The 18,101-nt window shown below is 50.2% G+C and carries 4 protein-coding genes and 1 pseudogene; all 5 read left to right on the top strand.

Annotated elements, in window-relative coordinates:
* The first annotated feature begins 21 nt into the window (after window positions 1-21).
* The 5 genes and pseudogenes from D368_RS03955 (at window position 22) to D368_RS03935 (ending at window position 18,100) form a co-directional block, all read left to right on the top strand.
* Window positions 22-270, top strand: coding sequence for an acyl carrier protein (locus D368_RS03955; RefSeq protein WP_017417810.1), 249 nt, complete (start codon window positions 22-24; stop codon window positions 268-270).
* Between the two features lie 51 nt (window positions 271-321).
* Complete coding sequence (locus D368_RS03950; RefSeq protein WP_071391810.1) at window positions 322-1,584, top strand: hydroxymethylglutaryl-CoA synthase family protein; 1,263 nt, start codon at window positions 322-324, stop codon at window positions 1,582-1,584.
* Window positions 1,581-2,354, top strand: coding sequence for an enoyl-CoA hydratase/isomerase (locus D368_RS03945; RefSeq protein ID WP_060674185.1), 774 nt, complete (start codon window positions 1,581-1,583; stop codon window positions 2,352-2,354). The genes D368_RS03950 and D368_RS03945 overlap by 4 nt, the downstream gene beginning before the upstream one ends.
* Window positions 2,355-2,363: 9 nt before the next feature.
* The gene (locus tag D368_RS03940) at window positions 2,364-3,113 is read left to right on the top strand and encodes a polyketide synthase (protein WP_003154094.1); all 750 of its coding nucleotides are present in this window, start codon (window positions 2,364-2,366) and stop codon (window positions 3,111-3,113) included.
* A gap of 39 nt (window positions 3,114-3,152) precedes the next feature.
* A pseudogene (locus D368_RS03935) lies at window positions 3,153-18,100 on the top strand (amino acid adenylation domain-containing protein).
* Window position 18,101: the final 1 nt, after the last annotated feature.

Below are 18,101 nucleotides of genomic sequence, written 5' to 3'. Positions count from 1 at the left end.
TGAAACAGGGAGGAACTGACAATGAGTGAAGAAAGAATCTTTGAATTGCTGCAGAACACAATCTACGAGGTTTTGCCTGATTTAGAAGGTGAACAGCTTTCACAGGAAGACCGGTTAGTTGATCTGGGGGCGGACTCAGTGGACCGCGCCGAAATTATCACGATGATGCTTGAAGAATTATCACTGCAGATCCCGCGTGTTGAGCTGACGGGAGTGTCAAACATCGGCGAATTGGCGGCAAAGCTTTATGAAAAGGTACAGGCTGTCTGATAAAACGGTGAAAAAATCGGAAACTCAAAATTCATATTGGAGGCGAAGTTCATGGCGGCTGCCGGAATAGAAGCGATAAATGTGTTTGGCGGGACGGCATACCTTGATGTCATGCAGCTGGCGGAGTACAGAAACTTAGACCCTGCCAGATTTGAGAATTTACTGATGAAAGAAAAAGCGGTGGCGCTTCCGTACGAAGACCCCGTCACATTCGGCGTTAACGCGGCAAAGCCGATTATCGACCGATTGACAGAGGCTGAAAAAGACAGAATCGAGCTGCTGATTACCTGCTCGGAGTCCGGCATTGACTTCGGAAAATCACTCAGTACATATATTCATGATTACTTAGGCCTCAACCGGAACTGCCGTTTATTTGAACTGAAGCAGGCCTGTTATTCAGGAACGGCGGGTTTGCAGATGGCGCTTAACTTTATTTTGTCGCAGACATCCCCCGGAGCGAAGGCGCTTGTCGTCGCGACGGATATTTCCCGGTTTTTAATTGCCGAAGGCGGCGATGCGTTAAGCGAGGATTGGTCTTACGCCGAACCGAGCGCCGGAGCGGGTGCCGTCGCCTTATTGATCGGTGAAAATCCAATTGTATTTCAGGCGGATGCGGGCGCTAACGGCTATTACGGCTATGAAGTGATGGATACATGCCGTCCGATCCCGGACAGTGAAGCCGGTGACGCCGACTTGTCATTGATGTCTTATCTCGATTGCTGTGAACAGACATTTCGCGAGTACAAAAAACGTGTGCCGGGCGCTGACTATAAAGAGACGTTTCACTATCTTGCCTTCCATACACCGTTTGGCGGCATGGTCAAAGGAGCTCACCGGACGATGATGCGCAAGCTTGCAAAAGCGAAAAACGCTGAGATCGAACAGGATTTCCAAACCAGGGTAGAGCCGGGGCTCCGCTACTGCCAAAGAGTCGGAAACATTATGGGGGCAGCCTCTTTACTGGCTCTTGCAAGCACGATTGACCAAGGGGCATTCGACACTTCTAAGCGGATCGGCTGTTTCTCGTACGGCTCCGGATGCTGTTCAGAATTTTACAGCGGCGTTGTGACGCCTGAAGGACAAACGCGGCAGCATTCTTTCAAAATAGAAGAGCATCTGAACAACAGATACAGGCTGTCCATGGAAGAGTATGAAGAACTGTTTAAAGGCAGCGGTTTGGTGAAGTTCGGAACCCGGAATGTCAAATTGGATATGAATATGATTCCGAACATTTTAGACCATCATGCCGGGAGCCCTCGTTTATATTTGGAAGAAATCACGGAATTTCATCGGAAATACAGGTGGATCCCGTGACCTATGAGACGATCAACGTCCGTTTTCAGCAAAATGTCTGCTTCATCACCTTTGATCGGCCTGAAGCCAACAATACGATTAATGAGCGTTTAGTGGAGGAATGCCTGCACGTTCTTTCTGAATGTGAGGACTCCGTGACCTCCGTAGTGCTTGAAGGGCAGCCGGAGGTATTTTGTTTCGGGGCGGATTTTGATGAGATGTACCGAAAAATGAGGCAGGGAATGCAGCATGCGGAATCGCAGGAGCCGCTTTACCGTTTGTGGCTGGCATTAAAATCCGGGCCGTACATCACAATCGCCCGCGTCCGCGGAAAAGTAAATGCGGGAGGTGTCGGTTTTGCCGCCGCGTGCGATATCGTCATTGCAGAGGAGAGTGCTTCGTTCAGTTTATCTGAACTGTTATTCGGACTTTATCCAGCCTGCGTTCTGCCGTTTTTAATTCAAAGAATCGGATTTCAAAAGGCGCATTATATGACGATTATGACAAAGCCCGTGCCGGCGCGCCAGGCGCTTGAATGGGGACTTTGTGACGTATGCGTCCCGGACTCAGCAACAGAGCTGAGAAAGCATTTGCTGCGCCTTCGCCCGCTGTCGAAAAAAGCAGTCATCCGCTATAAAAAATACATGGATTCCTTAAACGACCTTGTTCATCGTTCGAAATCCATTGCTCTAGCCGAAAATCAAGCGATGTTTTCAGATCCGGATAACCAATCAGCCATTTTCCGTTATGCAGAAACGGGGCGGCTTCCTTGGGAAACGGAGAACAGTTAGGAGGATATCATGCCGAACGCCGCAGTTGAACTGCTCGAAATTGAACCGGATATTATCCAAGTGACAATGCAGGATAAAGCCCATAAAAACGCCTTCTCCAAAGAACTGACGGATGGATTGATGGAAGCATTCACCCGTATAAAAAAATCGTCAGTCTATAAAGCTGTGATTTTAACAGGATACGGCCATTACTTTGCTTCCGGAGGCACACAGGAAGGTCTGCTCAGGATTCAGCAGGGCATCACGAAGTTTACGGAAGACCGCATGTACTCTTTGGCGCTGGAATGTGATATCCCCGTCATTTCCGCCATGCAGGGCCACGGAATCGGAGGCGGGTTTGTCATGGGGCTTTTCAGTGATTTTGTCATTTTAAGCAAAGAAAGCGTGTATACCGCAAACTTTATGAAATACGGTTTCACCCCCGGAATGGGGGCTACTTTTATCGTTCCGGAGAAGCTTGGGGCAAGCCTCGGCCATGAAATGCTGTTAAACGGCGGCCACTACCGCGGCGGTGATCTGGAGAAAAGAGGGGTGCCTTTTCCGGTGCTTCCGCGGCAGGAAGTATTAGACTATGCGCAGGAATTGGCCCGTGAGCTTGCGGAAAAACCGAGAAACTCTTTAATTACATTGAAAAGGCACTTGGTGACGCCGTTTCGCGAGCAGCTTCCGGCTGTCATTGAGAAGGAGTTAATCATGCACGATGAGACGTTTCATGATGATGAAGTGAAAAAACGAATCACGACGATGTACGGAGTATAAGACATACATCTTACATACAGATGAAATGGAGGCAGCTCTATGAAAAGTGATATGAAGGCAAGCGGGTTACTCAAGCCATCTGTCAGCTATGGAAAACCATTGCGGCTTTCAGCGGATCAGCCGATGACGATTCCTGAAGTCCTGCACAAAACCGCCGCGGCAGCGGGAGATCAAAAGGGCATCACATATATACAGCCTGACGGCACCAAAGTGTATCAGACTTACAGCGGCCTGAAAAAGATCGCTCTTTCGATTGTGAAAGGGCTCCGCCAATCAGGAGTGAAGGCTCAGGATGAAGTCATATTACAGCTCAGTGACAATTCCCAGCTGATTCCTGCGTTTTGGGGCTGTGTTTTTTTAGGAGCGATCCCGGTTCCGCTTGCGGCCGCTCCGGCTTATACAGAAATGAACAGCGGGACGCAAAAACTGAAAGACGCCTGGACGCTTTTGAATCAGCCGTATGTCATCACAAGCCGTGACGTGCTGCCGGAGATGACTGAATGGGCGGAGGAGCAGGAGCTTTCCGGGTTTTGCGCTTTGGCGGCAGAAGATCTCAGTGCGCATGAAATGGATACGGACTGTCATCATCCCCGTCCGGAAGATTTGGCGATGCTGCTTTTGACCTCGGGAAGCACGGGCACGCCGAAAGCCGTGATGCTCAGCCATGAAAACATCGTCTGCATGGTCAAAGGAAATATTCAGATGCAGGGCTATACAAGTGAGGATGTCACGTTTAACTGGATGCCTTTTGACCATGTCGGCGGCATCGGAATGCTTCATCTGCGTGATGTTTATCTCGGATGTGAGGAAATCAACATACCGAGCGAATCCATTTTGATGGATCCTTTAAAATGGCTCGACCTGATTGATCATTACCGCGCTTCGGTCACGTGGGCCCCCAATTTTGCCTTTGGGCTGCTTGCCGATTTCGCAGAAGAGATTCAAACACGGAAATGGGACTTATCTTCCATGCGTTACATGCTGAACGGCGGGGAGGCCGCGGTTGCGAAAGTCGGACGCAGAATTATGGAGCTTTTAGAGCCGCACGGTCTGCCGGCTAATGCCATCCGTCCCGCATGGGGAATGTCCGAAACGTCTTCGGGCGTTATTTTCTCAGATGAGTTTACACTGGAAAACACGAGTGACGACGATCGTTTCGTCGAGATCGGTCTGCCGATCCCGGGGTTTAATATGAGAATTACGGATGACCGCAATCAAGTGGTGGAAGAAGGAGAAATCGGCCGCTTCCAAGTGTCCGGTCTGACTGTAACGAGCGGATATTATGAGCGCCCGGACTTAAATGAGAGTGTCTTTACAGAAGACGGCTGGTTTGAAACGGGAGATCTCGGATTTCTGCGTGAAGGCCGCCTGACGATAACGGGGCGCACAAAAGATGCCATCATTATCAACGGTGTGAATTATTACAGCCACGCCATTGAATCAGCGGTTGAGGAATTGCCGGAAATTGAAACGTCATATACAGCGGCATGCGCCGTCCGGCCGAATCAAAGCACGACAGATGAGCTGGCGATTTTCTTTGTGACATCTGTTCCATTGGATGAGAACCGCATGACGAAGCTTCTTCATCACATTCACCAGCACGTGACACAGAGAATCGGCGTTACCCCTGATTATCTGCTTCCGGTCGCAAAAGAAGACATTCCTAAGACGGCGATCGGGAAAATCCAGCGCACTCAGCTGAAACATTCATTTGAACAAGGGCAATTTGATTCATTACATAATAACAGACAAGAAGGCGGCAATTCAGACACGGCTTCTGCAGAGAAAGAAATTGAACGGGATTTTATCCGTTTTCTGAAAGAGGAACTTTCCATCGCGGATGAGCTTGTTGATCCAAATACACCGTTTCAAAGTCTTGGCGTCAATTCCATCAAGATGATGAAACTCGCCAGATCAATTGAAAAAACGTATCACATCCGGCTGACGGCAAGAGAGCTGCACAAAAACCCGACGATTGGCGCTTTAGCGGCTTATACTGCTGAAAAAGCGGCAAACATGTCAGCGGAGCATCATTCCCAAAAAGCCGAACCGCCGGCAGAACGGGAGAGACGGCAAATGGCGCCAGCGCTTTCAGAAGTCCAAAAAGGGCTGTGGACATTGCAAAAATTGTCGCCTGAAACGACTGCATACCATGTCCCGCTCTGTTTCCGATTCACATCCGGAATCGACAAAGAGAAATTGAAACAGGCGTTTCAGCTCGTATTAAAGCAGCATCCGATGCTCAAAAGCGCCGTGAATGAAACAGACGGCGGGTTTTATTTCATAGAAGCGGCAGATCCTTTTGTATTCTCGGAAGAAGATATTTCTGACGTCAATGAATCACAAATCTCCGCTCTGATACGGAAAAAAGTGAAAGAGCCGTTTGTCAAAGAAGGCGGGCCTTTGCTGCGCGTGCAGCTGCTTTCAAAATCCGCCGCGGAACATTATCTTTTGACGGTCATTCACCACATCGTGTTTGACGGCATTTCATCCATTACATTTATTCACAGTCTGCTGGATCATTATCAGGCGCTGCTGAAGGGAAAAGAAGAGTTTACGGCCGCCGCTCCCGGCATTCATCCCGATTTCGCGGCTTGGGAAAAGCGGTATTTAGCGGGTGAAGAAAGCAAAGCTGACCGCGCTTACTGGATGAAACAGCTCGGGGGCGATCTGCCTGACCTTCAGCTTCCGCCGATGCGCACGGACAGCAGTGTTCCGGAGTTTACAGAAGATACGCTGACACGCCGTCTTCCCGAACGGCTGCTGAATAATATAACGGCGTTTGCCGCATCCCGTTCGATTCATTTGTCTACCGTCATGCTGAGCTGCTATATGGTGCTTTTAAGCAAATATACGGATAAGGAAGATATTGTGACAGGCATGCCTGCAATGGTCAGACCTGAAGAACGCTTTGACGGAGTGGTCGGCCATTTCCTCAACATGCTTCCTATACGGAGCAGAGCCGGACGAAAAGAAACATTTGCTGACTTTGTTCAAAAGGTGCAGGATGCCGTTCTGGACGGACTGGATCACTCCTTTTATCCGTTTCCGAAAATGGTGCGTGATGTGCATGCGAAACCCCTGCAGAACGGTTCGCCTGTTTTCAGCAATGCCTTTTTCTATCAGAACTTTCTGCAGCATTCAAGCTATCAATCGATGCTGGATGAATACAAGGAATTCTCCTGTGAGTTTGTAAAAGACATTCATCAGGAGGGGGAATATGATCTTGTATTTGAAATGTGGGAAGAAGCATCAGGCATGGATCTTACGATTAAATACAGCACCGAATTATTCGACGAAGCAGGGGCGGCCAGACTTTTCAGCCAATTTGTACAGGCCGCTGAAGCTTTGACGGCGAATCCGGATATGCCGCTTGAGAACGTTTCTCTCATGACAAAAAGAGAGGAGCACATGATTCTTAAGACTTGGAATGAGACAAGCCGTGAATATCCGGATGCCTGCTTCCATGAATTATTCGAACGTCAGGCGGCAGAAACGCCGGACGCTTGTGCGGTCGTGTATGAACAGCAAAAGCTGACGTACCGTGAGCTTGATGAAAAAGCACGAAGCTGGCGCTCTATTTGCAGGCGCACGGTGCAGGCCCTGATGATCTCATCGGCATTTATACAGACCGTTCATTGCATATGGCTGTCGGCCTTCTCGGCATTTTAAAAGCCGGGGGAGCGTATGTGCCGCTTGATCCTTCTTATCCCGCTGACAGATTGGAATATATGATCGCCGACAGCAGGATTTCAATGTGCCTGACGACAGCTGATTTAGAGCACTCCTTGAACTGGGGAGGCGTGCAGACAACTGCCATTGACCGCGATTGGTCTTGTATTGAAAGCACAGCCGCGGAAAGAACGTCGCTGAAGCGGTTAGTGACACCTGACGATCTGGCGTATGTCATTTACACGTCGGGCAGCACGGGCAAACCGAAAGGCGTGATGATTCCGCACCGGGCCCTGACCAATTTCTTAATCTCGATGGCATATGAACCGGGGCTTTCGTCCGAAGACAAACTGCTTGCCGTCACGACATATTGCTTTGATATCGCGGCACTGGAGCTTTACCTTCCTTTAATCAAAGGAGCAGAGTGCAACATCTGTAAGACAGAAGTCACAAAAGACGCACGGAAGCTGAAAGAGCTGATTCAAGAGTACAAACCGACGATCATGCAGGCGACGCCGTTTACGTGGAAAATGCTCTTTCATTCCGGATGGTCAAATGAAGAAAAAGTGAAAATCCTTTGCGGCGGAGAGGCGCTCAGCGAACAATTGAAGCAGCAGTTTCTCGATACGAAAAGTGAGGCTTGGAATATGTTCGGGCCGACAGAGACGACAATCTGGTCCGCGGTGCAGCGTATAACGGAAAATGAGAGCGCGCTTACGATCGGGCGCCCGATCGCCAATACCCGTGTGTATATTATGGATTCCGGTCTCAACCCTGTTTTAGAAGGGGTGCCGGGAGAACTTTGTATTGCGGGAGACGGATTGGCAAGAGGGTATTTCAACAAGCCTGAGCTGACAGATAAAGTTTTCGTCAGCCACCGGCTCGAACTGGGATCAAAGCTTTATAAAACAGGCGATATGGCGCGTTTTCTTCCCGGCGGCCGCATTGAATACATGGGACGGATGGACACCCAAGTCAAAATCCGCGGCTACCGGATTGAACCCGGAGATATTGAGAGCCGGCTGAATGCCTATCCGGCCGTACAGGAAAGCGTAGTGGTTGTGAACAATCACTCCGGAAATGAAAAGCTTTGCGCATTTTATATCCTGAAAAACGGAGAGCCGCTTCCGTCTGCAAAGGAATTGCGCAATCATTTGAAACAAGCGCTGCCGGCCTATATGACGCCAGCTTCGTTTATCCGTCTTGAAGAGCTGCCGCTCACACCGAACGGAAAAGTTGACCGCAAGCTTCTTGTTGCCCGTGATCTGACGGAAAAGCAGCCGGACACACAAACATTTTCATCATCTCATATCCAGCAGGCGGTGCTGGCGATTTGGCAGGATGTATTGAAAAGCAAAGATATAGAGCTTGATGACCGCTTTTTTGATGCGGGGGGAGATTCGCTTCTTGCCGTGACTGTCACTGACCGGATGACGCAGGAACTGGATTGTGAATTCAGTGTAACGGAGCTGTTTGAATACGCGACGGTAAAAGACATCAGCCGGTACATCACAGAACAAAAACCGAAAGAAGCCGTTTTGGCTCCTGTGCCGCAAAAGGAAGTGAATACAGAAGACCGGGAACACCCAGCGGGAGAAATTCCCGATTATTATGAGGACAGTGTCGCGGTTATCGGTATATCCTGTGAGTTTCCGGGAGCGAAAGATCATTATGAATTTTGGAATAACATCAAAGAAGGCAAAGAAAGCATCACCTTCTTTTCAAAAGAGGAGCTCCGCCGATCCGGTGTTTCTGAAGAACTGGCTGATCATCCCGGCTTCGTTCCGGCTAAATCAGTTTTAGAGGGGAAAGAAATGTTTGATCCCGGTTTCTTCGGCTTTTCGCCGAAAGATGCGGAATATATGGACCCTCAGCTGAGAATGCTTTTGCTCCATTCATGGAAGGCAATCGAGGATGCGGGATATATCTCAAAAGAAATTCCGGAAACAAGCGTGTATATGTCTGCCAGCACGAACTCTTACCGCAGCCTGCTGCCGGAGGAGACGACAGCACAGCTGGAAACGCCGGATGGCTACGTGTCATGGGTTCTTGCCCAAAGCGGTACGATTCCGACGATGATTTCTCATAAACTCGGGTTGAAAGGGCCGAGCTATTTTGTCCATGCCAACTGCTCATCTTCGTTAATCGGCCTGCATTCGGCTTTTCAAAGCCTGCAGTCCGGCGAAGCCAAGTACGCCCTTGTCGGCGGTGCGACCCTTCATACGGAATCAAGTGCCGGCTATGTTCATCAGCCGGGGCTGAATTTTTCAAGCGACGGGCATATTAAAGCGTTTGACGCGGCTGCTGACGGAATGATCGGCGGTGAAGGAGCCGGCGCCGTGCTCTTGAAAAAAGCGTCGGATGCCGTTAAGGACGGCGACCATATTTATGCGCTGCTGCGCGGAATCGGCGTCAATAACGACGGAGCGGATAAGGTCGGATTTTATGCGCCGAGCGTCAAAGGACAGGCTGAGGTCATTCAGAAGGTCATTGATCAGACGGGCATCCATCCTGAAACGATCGCGTACGTCGAAGCTCACGGCACAGGAACAAAACTCGGCGACCCGATCGAACTGTCCGCACTTCAATCGGTGTACGGCCGATATACAGATAAAAAACAATACTGCGGCATCGGTTCAGTCAAAACAAATCTCGGGCATTTGGATACAGCGGCCGGAATGGCGGGCTGTATCAAGGTTGTCATGAGCTTATATCATCAGGAAATCGCGCCGAGCATCAATTACAAAGAGCCGAACCCGAATCTTCATTTAGAAGACTCTCCGTTTTACGTAGCGGGAGAAAAGAAAGAGTTAACCCGTGAGAACAGAGCGCACCGCATGGCTTTAAGCTCTTTCGGTCTTGGCGGAACAAACACTCACGCGATTTTTGAACAATATCCGGATGCATCCGAAGCAGCAGACGCTGCCGGTCCGTTCATCATTCCGTTGTCTGCCAGAAAAAAAGATCGTCTGAAGGAGTACGCAAAACAGCTGCTGGCTTTTCTGGAAAGAAAACGGACGCCGGCCTCGCTGATCTTGCCTACACGTTCCAAGTCGGAAGGGAAGCGATGGAAGAGCGCGCGGCCTTTATCACAAGCGGCACTGCGGAGCTCAAGCGGCAGCTTGCCGATTTTATCAATGATAAGCCGGCTGTAACAGGCTGCTTCAGAGGAGAAAAACAGCAGGCGAAAGATATTGCCTGGCTTTCTGATGATGATGACAGTGCTGAACTCATTGAGAAATGGCTTGCGAAAGGAAAGGAACGAAGCTCTGTGAAATGTGGAGTAAAGGTGTCGCCATCAATTGGCACAAGCTTTACAAAGACAAGCATCCGAAACGGATCAGCGTGCCGGTCTACCCATTTGCAAAGGAGCCGTACTGGCCGAAAAAAGCAGAAAAGAAAACATCTGCCGCACACACCGGAATCTCAGTTTTACACCCGCTCGTGCAGCAAAACACGTCAGATTTGGCCGTTCAGCGGTTCAGCTCACGGTTTACAGGCTCAGAATTTTTCCTGAAGGATCATGTGGTCAGGGAAAAAGCGGTGCTTCCGGGAGCGGCATATTTGGAAATGTCTTATGAAGCGGTAAAACGGGCGCTTGGCGGCTTATTAAAAGGCCAAGACAGAATAACGCTCCATCATACCGTCTGGATGAAACCGATCGTCGTTCACGAACAAGAGCGCCAGGTCCATATTGCGCTGTTCCCTGAAGAGGACGGCATCATCTCATATGACATTTACAGCGTAAACGCTGACGATGAAGAAGTGCTGCACAGCCAAGGACGGGCCGAAATCATAAAGGCTGAACGAGAGCCAGAGACCGACCTTTCTGCCATACAAAACAGATGCACAGCGGACATTCTTGATCCGGCGGCCTTTTATCGGGAAGGCCGGAGCAGGGGGATGTTCCACGGAAAAGCCTTCCAAGGCATTAAGTCCGCCTTTATCGGCGAGAAAGAAGTGCTTTCGGACATACAGCTTCCGGATTCTGTTTCTCATACGAACGGACAATTTACGCTTCATCCGAGCATCATTGATTCGGCTATTCAGACGGCGACGATCTGCATTATGCAGGAGTTTTCCGGACAAAAGCTGATTCTGCCGTTTGCGCTGGAATATCTTGAAGTCATCAAAGCATGCACGCCGACTATGCGGGCGCATGCGCGCTTCAGTGAAGGATATCAAACCGGTGATTCCGTGCAGAAAGCCGACATTGACCTGTTCGACGAAACAGGAGCGCTTTGCGTGAAGGTGAGAGGATTCTCTACGAGAGTGCTTGAAGGCGATGCAGAATCGGCTCAGCGGCCATCAGGCTCGGAAAAGGTCTTGTTTGCACCGGTTTGGAAAGAAGCCGCCGCATCCGAAGAAGCTTCTGTCCAAGCTGATGAGCATTTGATCATACTTTGTGAAGATGCCTGCCGTATAAAAGATAAAGCGGCATCCGGCCTGAAAGACGCCGAGCTGCTGATTGCAGAAGGTAAGGGTGAAACAGCCGCTGAACGCTTCCAAAGCTTTGCGCAGACAATCGCTGAACACATCCGGCGGATCATCAGCGAAAAAAGGCAGGGCCGCATTCTGATTCAGACTGTTATTTCAGCAGACGGCAGCCAGCAATTGTTTGCGGGGTTAACAGGTTTGTTAAAAACAGCCGAGCTGGAATACGGAAAACTTAACTGTCAGCTCATCGAAATGGAATCAATCGGCGAAATGCCGGCTGTGGCTCAAAAACTGAAAAACGACAGTCATCGGCCGCATGATAAACATATCCGTTATACAGGAAAAAACGGTATGTGAAGGCTTGGGAAGAAATGCATCCTGCAGGTGGCGGCGCCGTCTGGAAGGACGAAGGCGTATATCTGATTACCGGAGGCGCAGGAAGCCTGGGGTTGATGTTCGCAAAAGAAATCGCAGGTCGCGTAAAACACCCGAAAATCATTCTGACCGGCCGCTCAAATCTGGCAGAAGCCAAACAGCGTGAGCTTGCTATGCTTCAGGACTCAGGCGCAAATGTCGTCTACAAAAAGCTGAATGCGGCAGACCGGCGGGAAAATGAAGCGCTGATAAAAGAGATTACGGCGGAATTCGGGGAGCTTAACGGAATTATTCACGCAGCGGGAGTGATACAAGACCGTTTCCTGCTGCAAAAAACGAAGGAAGAGTTCAGGGAAGTGCTTGATCCGAAAGTCATTGGCACCGCTTATTTAGATGAAGCCAGCAAAGACTGCAATCTTGACTTTTTCGTATTGTTCTCCAGTGTTTCCGGCGTTCTCGGCAATGTCGGGCAGGCTGATTATGCCGCCGGCAACGCGTTTATGGATGCATACGCCGCTTACAGGCAATCCCTTACGGAGAATGGCCTGCGGCACGGAAAAACGGTCGCCTTTAACTGGACGCTGTGGAAAGATGGCGGTATGCAGGCGGGAGACGAGACGGAAAGAATGATGAAAAAAGCTTTCGGCATGGTTCCGCTTCAAAAGGCGTCAGGCCTGGCTGCATTTTATGAAGGAATGGCTCAGGAAAAGCCGCAGCTTTTAGCAGCTGAAGGACACGCAGCAAAATTAAAACAGTCGTTCCTGTCCGTTTCTGAAACTGAAAAGCCGCAGGTGGAGAAACTAGAGCCTGTATCCGCCGTTTCGGGAGACAAATGGCACGGTGCGCTTATCAGATTGGTCAGTTCAATTTTAAAAGTCGGCCAAGACGAGATTGATATTGATACGGAACTGAGTGAATACGGTTTTGATTCCGTATCCTTTACCGTCTTTACGAATCAATTAAATGAAGCGTATCAGCTGGAGCTGGCGCCGACGATCTTCTTCGAGCACGGGACGATCCGCAGTTTAGCAGAGTATTTGACGGCTGAAACAGAAGCAGGTCTTCCTTTTCAGCCGGAAGAAAAACACGATGCAGAAGAATCTCTTCAAGCGCTTCACACCGCTTTGACAGCCATGGTAAGCGGCATTTTAAAAGTTGACCGTGAGGACATTGATACAGATACGGAACTAAGTGAATATGGTTTTGATTCCGTATCCTTTACCGTCTTTACGAATCAATTAAATGAAGCGTATCAGCTGGAGCTGGCGCCGACGATCTTCTTCGAGCACGGGACGATCAGCAATCTCGCCGGATATTTGGCAAAAGAGCATCCGGGCCGTTTCGGCGAAAAGAAGAAGGAGTCTCCGAAAAAAGAGCAGCCGAAAGCCCAAAAACCGAAAATGCATCGGAAAAAGCGCTTCGCAACGGTAATGAACGCTAGGGCAGCGACACAAGAGCCGCGCCGCTTGGACCCGGTTGCCATTGTCGGAATCAGCGGCCGATTCCCGGGCGCGAAGGATATAGAGGAATTTTGGCGCAATCTGAAAGAAGGAAAAGATTCTATCACAACCATTCCGAAAGAACGCTGGGATTGGCAAGCGTTTGATGGCGACCCGAATCTTGAAAGGAACAAAACGAATATCAAGTGGGGCGGCTTTATCGACGGAATAGCTGAATTTGATCCGCTGTTCTTTGGGATTTCACCGCGGGAAGCCCAATATTTAGATCCGCAGCAGCGGCTGTTATTGACTTATGCATGGCGGGCGATAGAAGATGCGGGCTGTAAGCCGGAAAGCCTTTCCGGCACAAATACGGGTGTCTTTATCGGCACCGGAAATACCGGTTATAAAGATTTGTTCACAAGGGCAGGTCTTGCGCCGGAAGGACATGCGGCGACAGGCAGCATGATTCCTTCCATCGGTCCGAACCGTTTAAGCTATTTGTTAAATCTTCACGGGCCGAGCGAGCCGATTGAAACGGCATGTTCAAGCTCGCTTGTTGCGATTCACCGGGCGGTATCCGCTATAGAAAACGGAGAATGCGACATGGCGATTGCCGGGGGAATCAACACGATTCTGACGGAAGAAGCGCATATCAGCTACAGCAAAGCAGGCATGCTCAGCAAAGACGGAAAATGCAAAACCTTCTCCAAAGATGCCAACGGGTATGTCAGAGGAGAAGGCGCGGGAATTCTGATGCTGAAGAAACTGACAGATGCAGAACGTGACGGCAATCCGATTTACGGCGTGATCCGCGGTACGGCTGAAAACCACGGCGGCCGGGCGAATACGTTAACCTCGCCGAATCCGAAACTGCAGGCTGATTTATTGGTGAAAGCATATCGGAAAGCGGGAGTGGACCCGAGCACCGTCACGTATATTGAAGCGCACGGTACAGGAACGGAATTGGGCGACCCGATTGAAATAAACGGTTTGAAAGCGGCGTTTCACGAGCTGGCGAAAACAAATCAAGAGCCCGAAGTCTCCGATCACCGCTGCGGCATCGGTTCGGTCAAGAGCAATATCGGCCATTTAGAGCTTGCCGCGGGAGTATCAGGCGTCATGAAAGTGCTTTTGCAAATGAAGCACAAAACGCTGGTGAAAAGCCTGCATTGCGAAACGATCAATCCGTACATTCAGCTCGATGACAGTCCTTTCTACATTGTGCGGGAAACTCAGGAATGGACGGCAGCGAAAGATAGAAACGGAAATGCGATTCCGCGCCGGGCCGGGGTCAGCTCATTTGGCATCGGCGGGGTCAACGCTCATATCGTCATTGAAGAGTATGTCCCGAAAGCAACCGCTCAGCCTGAGCACAGCCCGGAAAATCCGGCAATCATCCTTTTGTCCGCCAAATCAAAAGACAAACTGTTTGAACAGGCGCAGCAGCTGCAAAAAGCGATCCGTCAAACGCCGTATACAGATCAAGACTTGGCGGGCGTCGCTTATACGCTGCAAACCGGAAGGGACGAAATGGAAGAGCGCCTGGCCATTCTTGCAGCGACGATGGCGGAATTGGAAACAAAGCTGGAAGCATTTATGGAAAATGAGAAAAACATCGCCGGGCTGTATACCGGCCAGTCTTACCGCAATAAAGATACGTTTGCCTTGTTCACGGCAGATGAAGATATGGACATCGTCATTGACGCCTGGATCAGAAAAGGCAAATTCGCCAAGCTGGCAGAGGTATGGGTGAAAGGCGGCGTGTTGAATTGGAACCGGCTGTATGAAAAAGGTACGCCGCGTTTACTCAGTCTTCCGTCTTATCCGTTCGCAAAAGATACGTATTGGGTGCCTGAGAATCCTGACAAAAATAAGGTCCGTACAGAGGAACGGATGAAACGTATTCTGACAAAACAATGGGAACTGAGCCCGCTCGAACTGCGTGAACCGTGCGCACGTTCCATTGCGATTTTGACAGGCGGGGACACGATCAATCTCGCAGAAGAGATCGCAGCGCACATGCCGAATCACCGTATCATCACATCATCAGACCTTACCGGTGAATATGACTGGCAGGCGTTTGGCGGAGTCATCGACCTTCTCGGCGCAGCGAAAGAAGAAGCTTCTGGAGATATGCCCGGTATCAAATGGCTTCAGCAATTGATTGAGCATGGGCATAAAGAAGGGATGACACTGCTTTGTGTCACGAAAGACCTTGAGTCATTAAATAAAGAGGCCAATCAAACAACAGGAGCAAAACGGGCCGGTCTGTACAGAATGCTGGCATGTGAGTACGGTCATCTGTCTTCAAGGCATCTCGACCTTGAAGGAGCGCTTTCTGATGACAAACTGGCGAAGCAGATTGCCGATGAGTTTCATGCCCGGACTGATGACGCGGAAGTTTGCCGGAGGGACGGCTTGCGCTACCGCGCTGTATTGAGCGAATCAGAAAATATGAATATGCAAGGCGAGAGAATTGATTTTCCGGACAACCATGTGCTTCTGATCACCGGAGGGACGAGGGGGATCGGTCTTTTATGCGCACGTCATTTTGCCGAACATTACGGAGTGAAAAAACTGGTGCTTACAGGCCGTGAGACCCTTCCTCCGCGAAGTGAGTGGACGGGCGGACTGAATGGGGTGACGGCTTCTGTAAAAGCGAAAATTGAAGCTGTTCTTGACTTGGAATCCAAAGGTGTACAAGTGAAGGTATTGTCAGTCCCGTTAGCTGATGAAGCCGGGCTGAGACAGGAACTGAGTCAGATCAACCAGACGCTCGGGCCTATCGGCGGCGTGATTCACTGCGCGGGTGTGACCGATAAAGAGACGCTCGCATTCATCAGAAAAACCGATGCAGACATACAGCGCGTGCTCGAGCCGAAAGTAGACGGGCTTCAGGCATTATACAGTGTGCTCAGCGAAGAGCCGCTGAAGTTTTTCGTCTTGTTCTCTTCCGTGTCAGCTGCGATACCGGCGCTTTCGGCAGGACAGGCCGACTATGCCATGGCCAATGCGTATATGGACTATTTTGCAGACTCATACAAAGAGCAGCTGCCGATCGTAAGCATTCAGTGGCCGAACTGGAAAGAAACCGGAATGGGCGAAGTCACGAACAAAGCTTATAAAGAGAGCGGGCTATACAGCATCACGAATGCAGAAGGATTACAGCTCCTTGACGGCATACTTCTTGAATCAGCAAGGGGCCCGGTGCTGCCGGCCGTTCTGAATCCTAAGCTGTGGAAGCCGGAGCGATTCCTGCGGCGAAGCAGGCAGGATCAGCCAATGAGCCCGGCTATGGTAAAACCGGCGGAAAAAACCGCTGATACTGCCGCAGACAACGCTCAATTAACAAGGAAAACAGAAGAATGGCTGAAAGAATTATTTTCTGAAGAGCTGCGGATTGACCAGGATCAGCTTGAGACAGACGTATTATTCCAAGATTACGGAGTGGACTCCATTATCCTTGCTCAGCTTCTGCAGCGGATCAATCGGAATCTCTCGGCATCGCTTGACCCGTCCATTCTGTATGAATATCCGACGATTCAATCTTTCGCAAATTGGCTTCTCGAAGGATATACAGAAGTTTTGTCAGAACGGTTTGATTTGGCGGCGGAGCCTGTTATGAAGAAGCCGGCTGAGCCGGTAACTGTAACACAAGCCGTTAAGGTGCAAGAAGAGCCGGCCGAAAAACAGATTCACCGGGAAGATATCGCGGTCGTCGGCATGTCCTGCCGGTTTCCGGGGGCGGCTTCCTTAGAGGCATACTGGTCGCTTTTGGCTGAAGGCCGTTCGGCTATCGGTCCTGTTCCGCCTGAGCGATGGGGGTTGAAGACGCCTTATTACGCGGGAATGCTTGATGGAATTCATCAATTTGATTCGGACTTCTTTTTACTGGCTGAAGAAGATGTAAAGGCAATGGACTCTCAAGCTTTGGCCGCTCTGGAAGAATGTCTTAACCTGTGGTATCACGCGGGCTATACGCCGGATGAGATAAAGGGAGAAGCAATAGGTGTGTATCTCGGCGGACGCAGCCGTCACAGACCGGGTGAAGAGAAACTGCTGGATGCGAAAAACCCGATCGTCGCGCTGGGCCAGAATTATTTGGCCGCAAATCTGTCTCAATATTTTGATATGCGCGGCCCGAGTGTTGTCCTCGATACGGCTTGTTCTTCTGCTTTAGTCGGAATGAATATGGCCGTGCAGGCTCTTGTAACAGGAGAAATAAAAGCGGCCGTCGTCGGCGGTGTGAGCCTGTTTGAATCAGAAGAAACCCATAAATTATTTGAACAGCGCGGCATATTAAGTAAAGCGCAGTCGTTTCATGTATTTGACGAACGCGCCGATGGAGTCGTGCTGGGCGAGGGAGTCGGAATGGTTCTTTTAAAAACCGTGTCTCAGGCCATTGAAGACGGAGATTCTATTTATGCCGTAGTGAAGGCGGCATCCGTCAATAATGACGGAAGAACGGCAGGCCCGGCTACGCCGAGCCTGGAAGCGCAAAAATCCGTCATGAAGACGGCTCTTGAAAAAAGCGGAAAACAGCCGGAAGACATTACTCATATTGAAGCGAACGGTTCAGGCACGGTCGTGACGGATCTGTTAGAACTGAAGGCCATTCAATCCGTCTACCGTTCAAAAGATGCCGGCCCGCTCGGAATCGGATCTGTGAAACCGAACATCGGGCACCCGCTTTGCGCGGAAGGAATTGCAAGTTTCATAAAGGTTGTTCTCATGCTGAAAGAAAAGAGCTTTATCCCGTTTTTATCAGGTGAGCATGAAAACACACATTTTGATAGAGAAAAGGCCAATATTCAGTTCAGCCGCACTCTGGCAGACTGGCCGTCACCAATACCGGCGGCAGGAATTAACTGCTTTGCCGACGGCGGAACAAACGCCCACGTCATTGTGGAAGCGTGGCAAGAAGACGAAGGGCGCCGAATCAAGCGCCGCCCTTTAACACCGCCTGCATTAAATAAGCGGCTGATTTCGCCGGACAGCAAAGAAGAAACGAACGAAAAAGCTGCGGCAAACATCTGGGATACCTATGGAGTGGAGGTTTAAC

The organism is Paenibacillus lentimorbus NRRL B-30488, assembly GCF_000411595.1.
Classification (GTDB): Bacteria; Bacillota; Bacilli; order Bacillales; family Bacillaceae; genus Bacillus; species Bacillus velezensis.
This window is presented reverse-complemented; position numbering and strand designations above follow the sequence as displayed.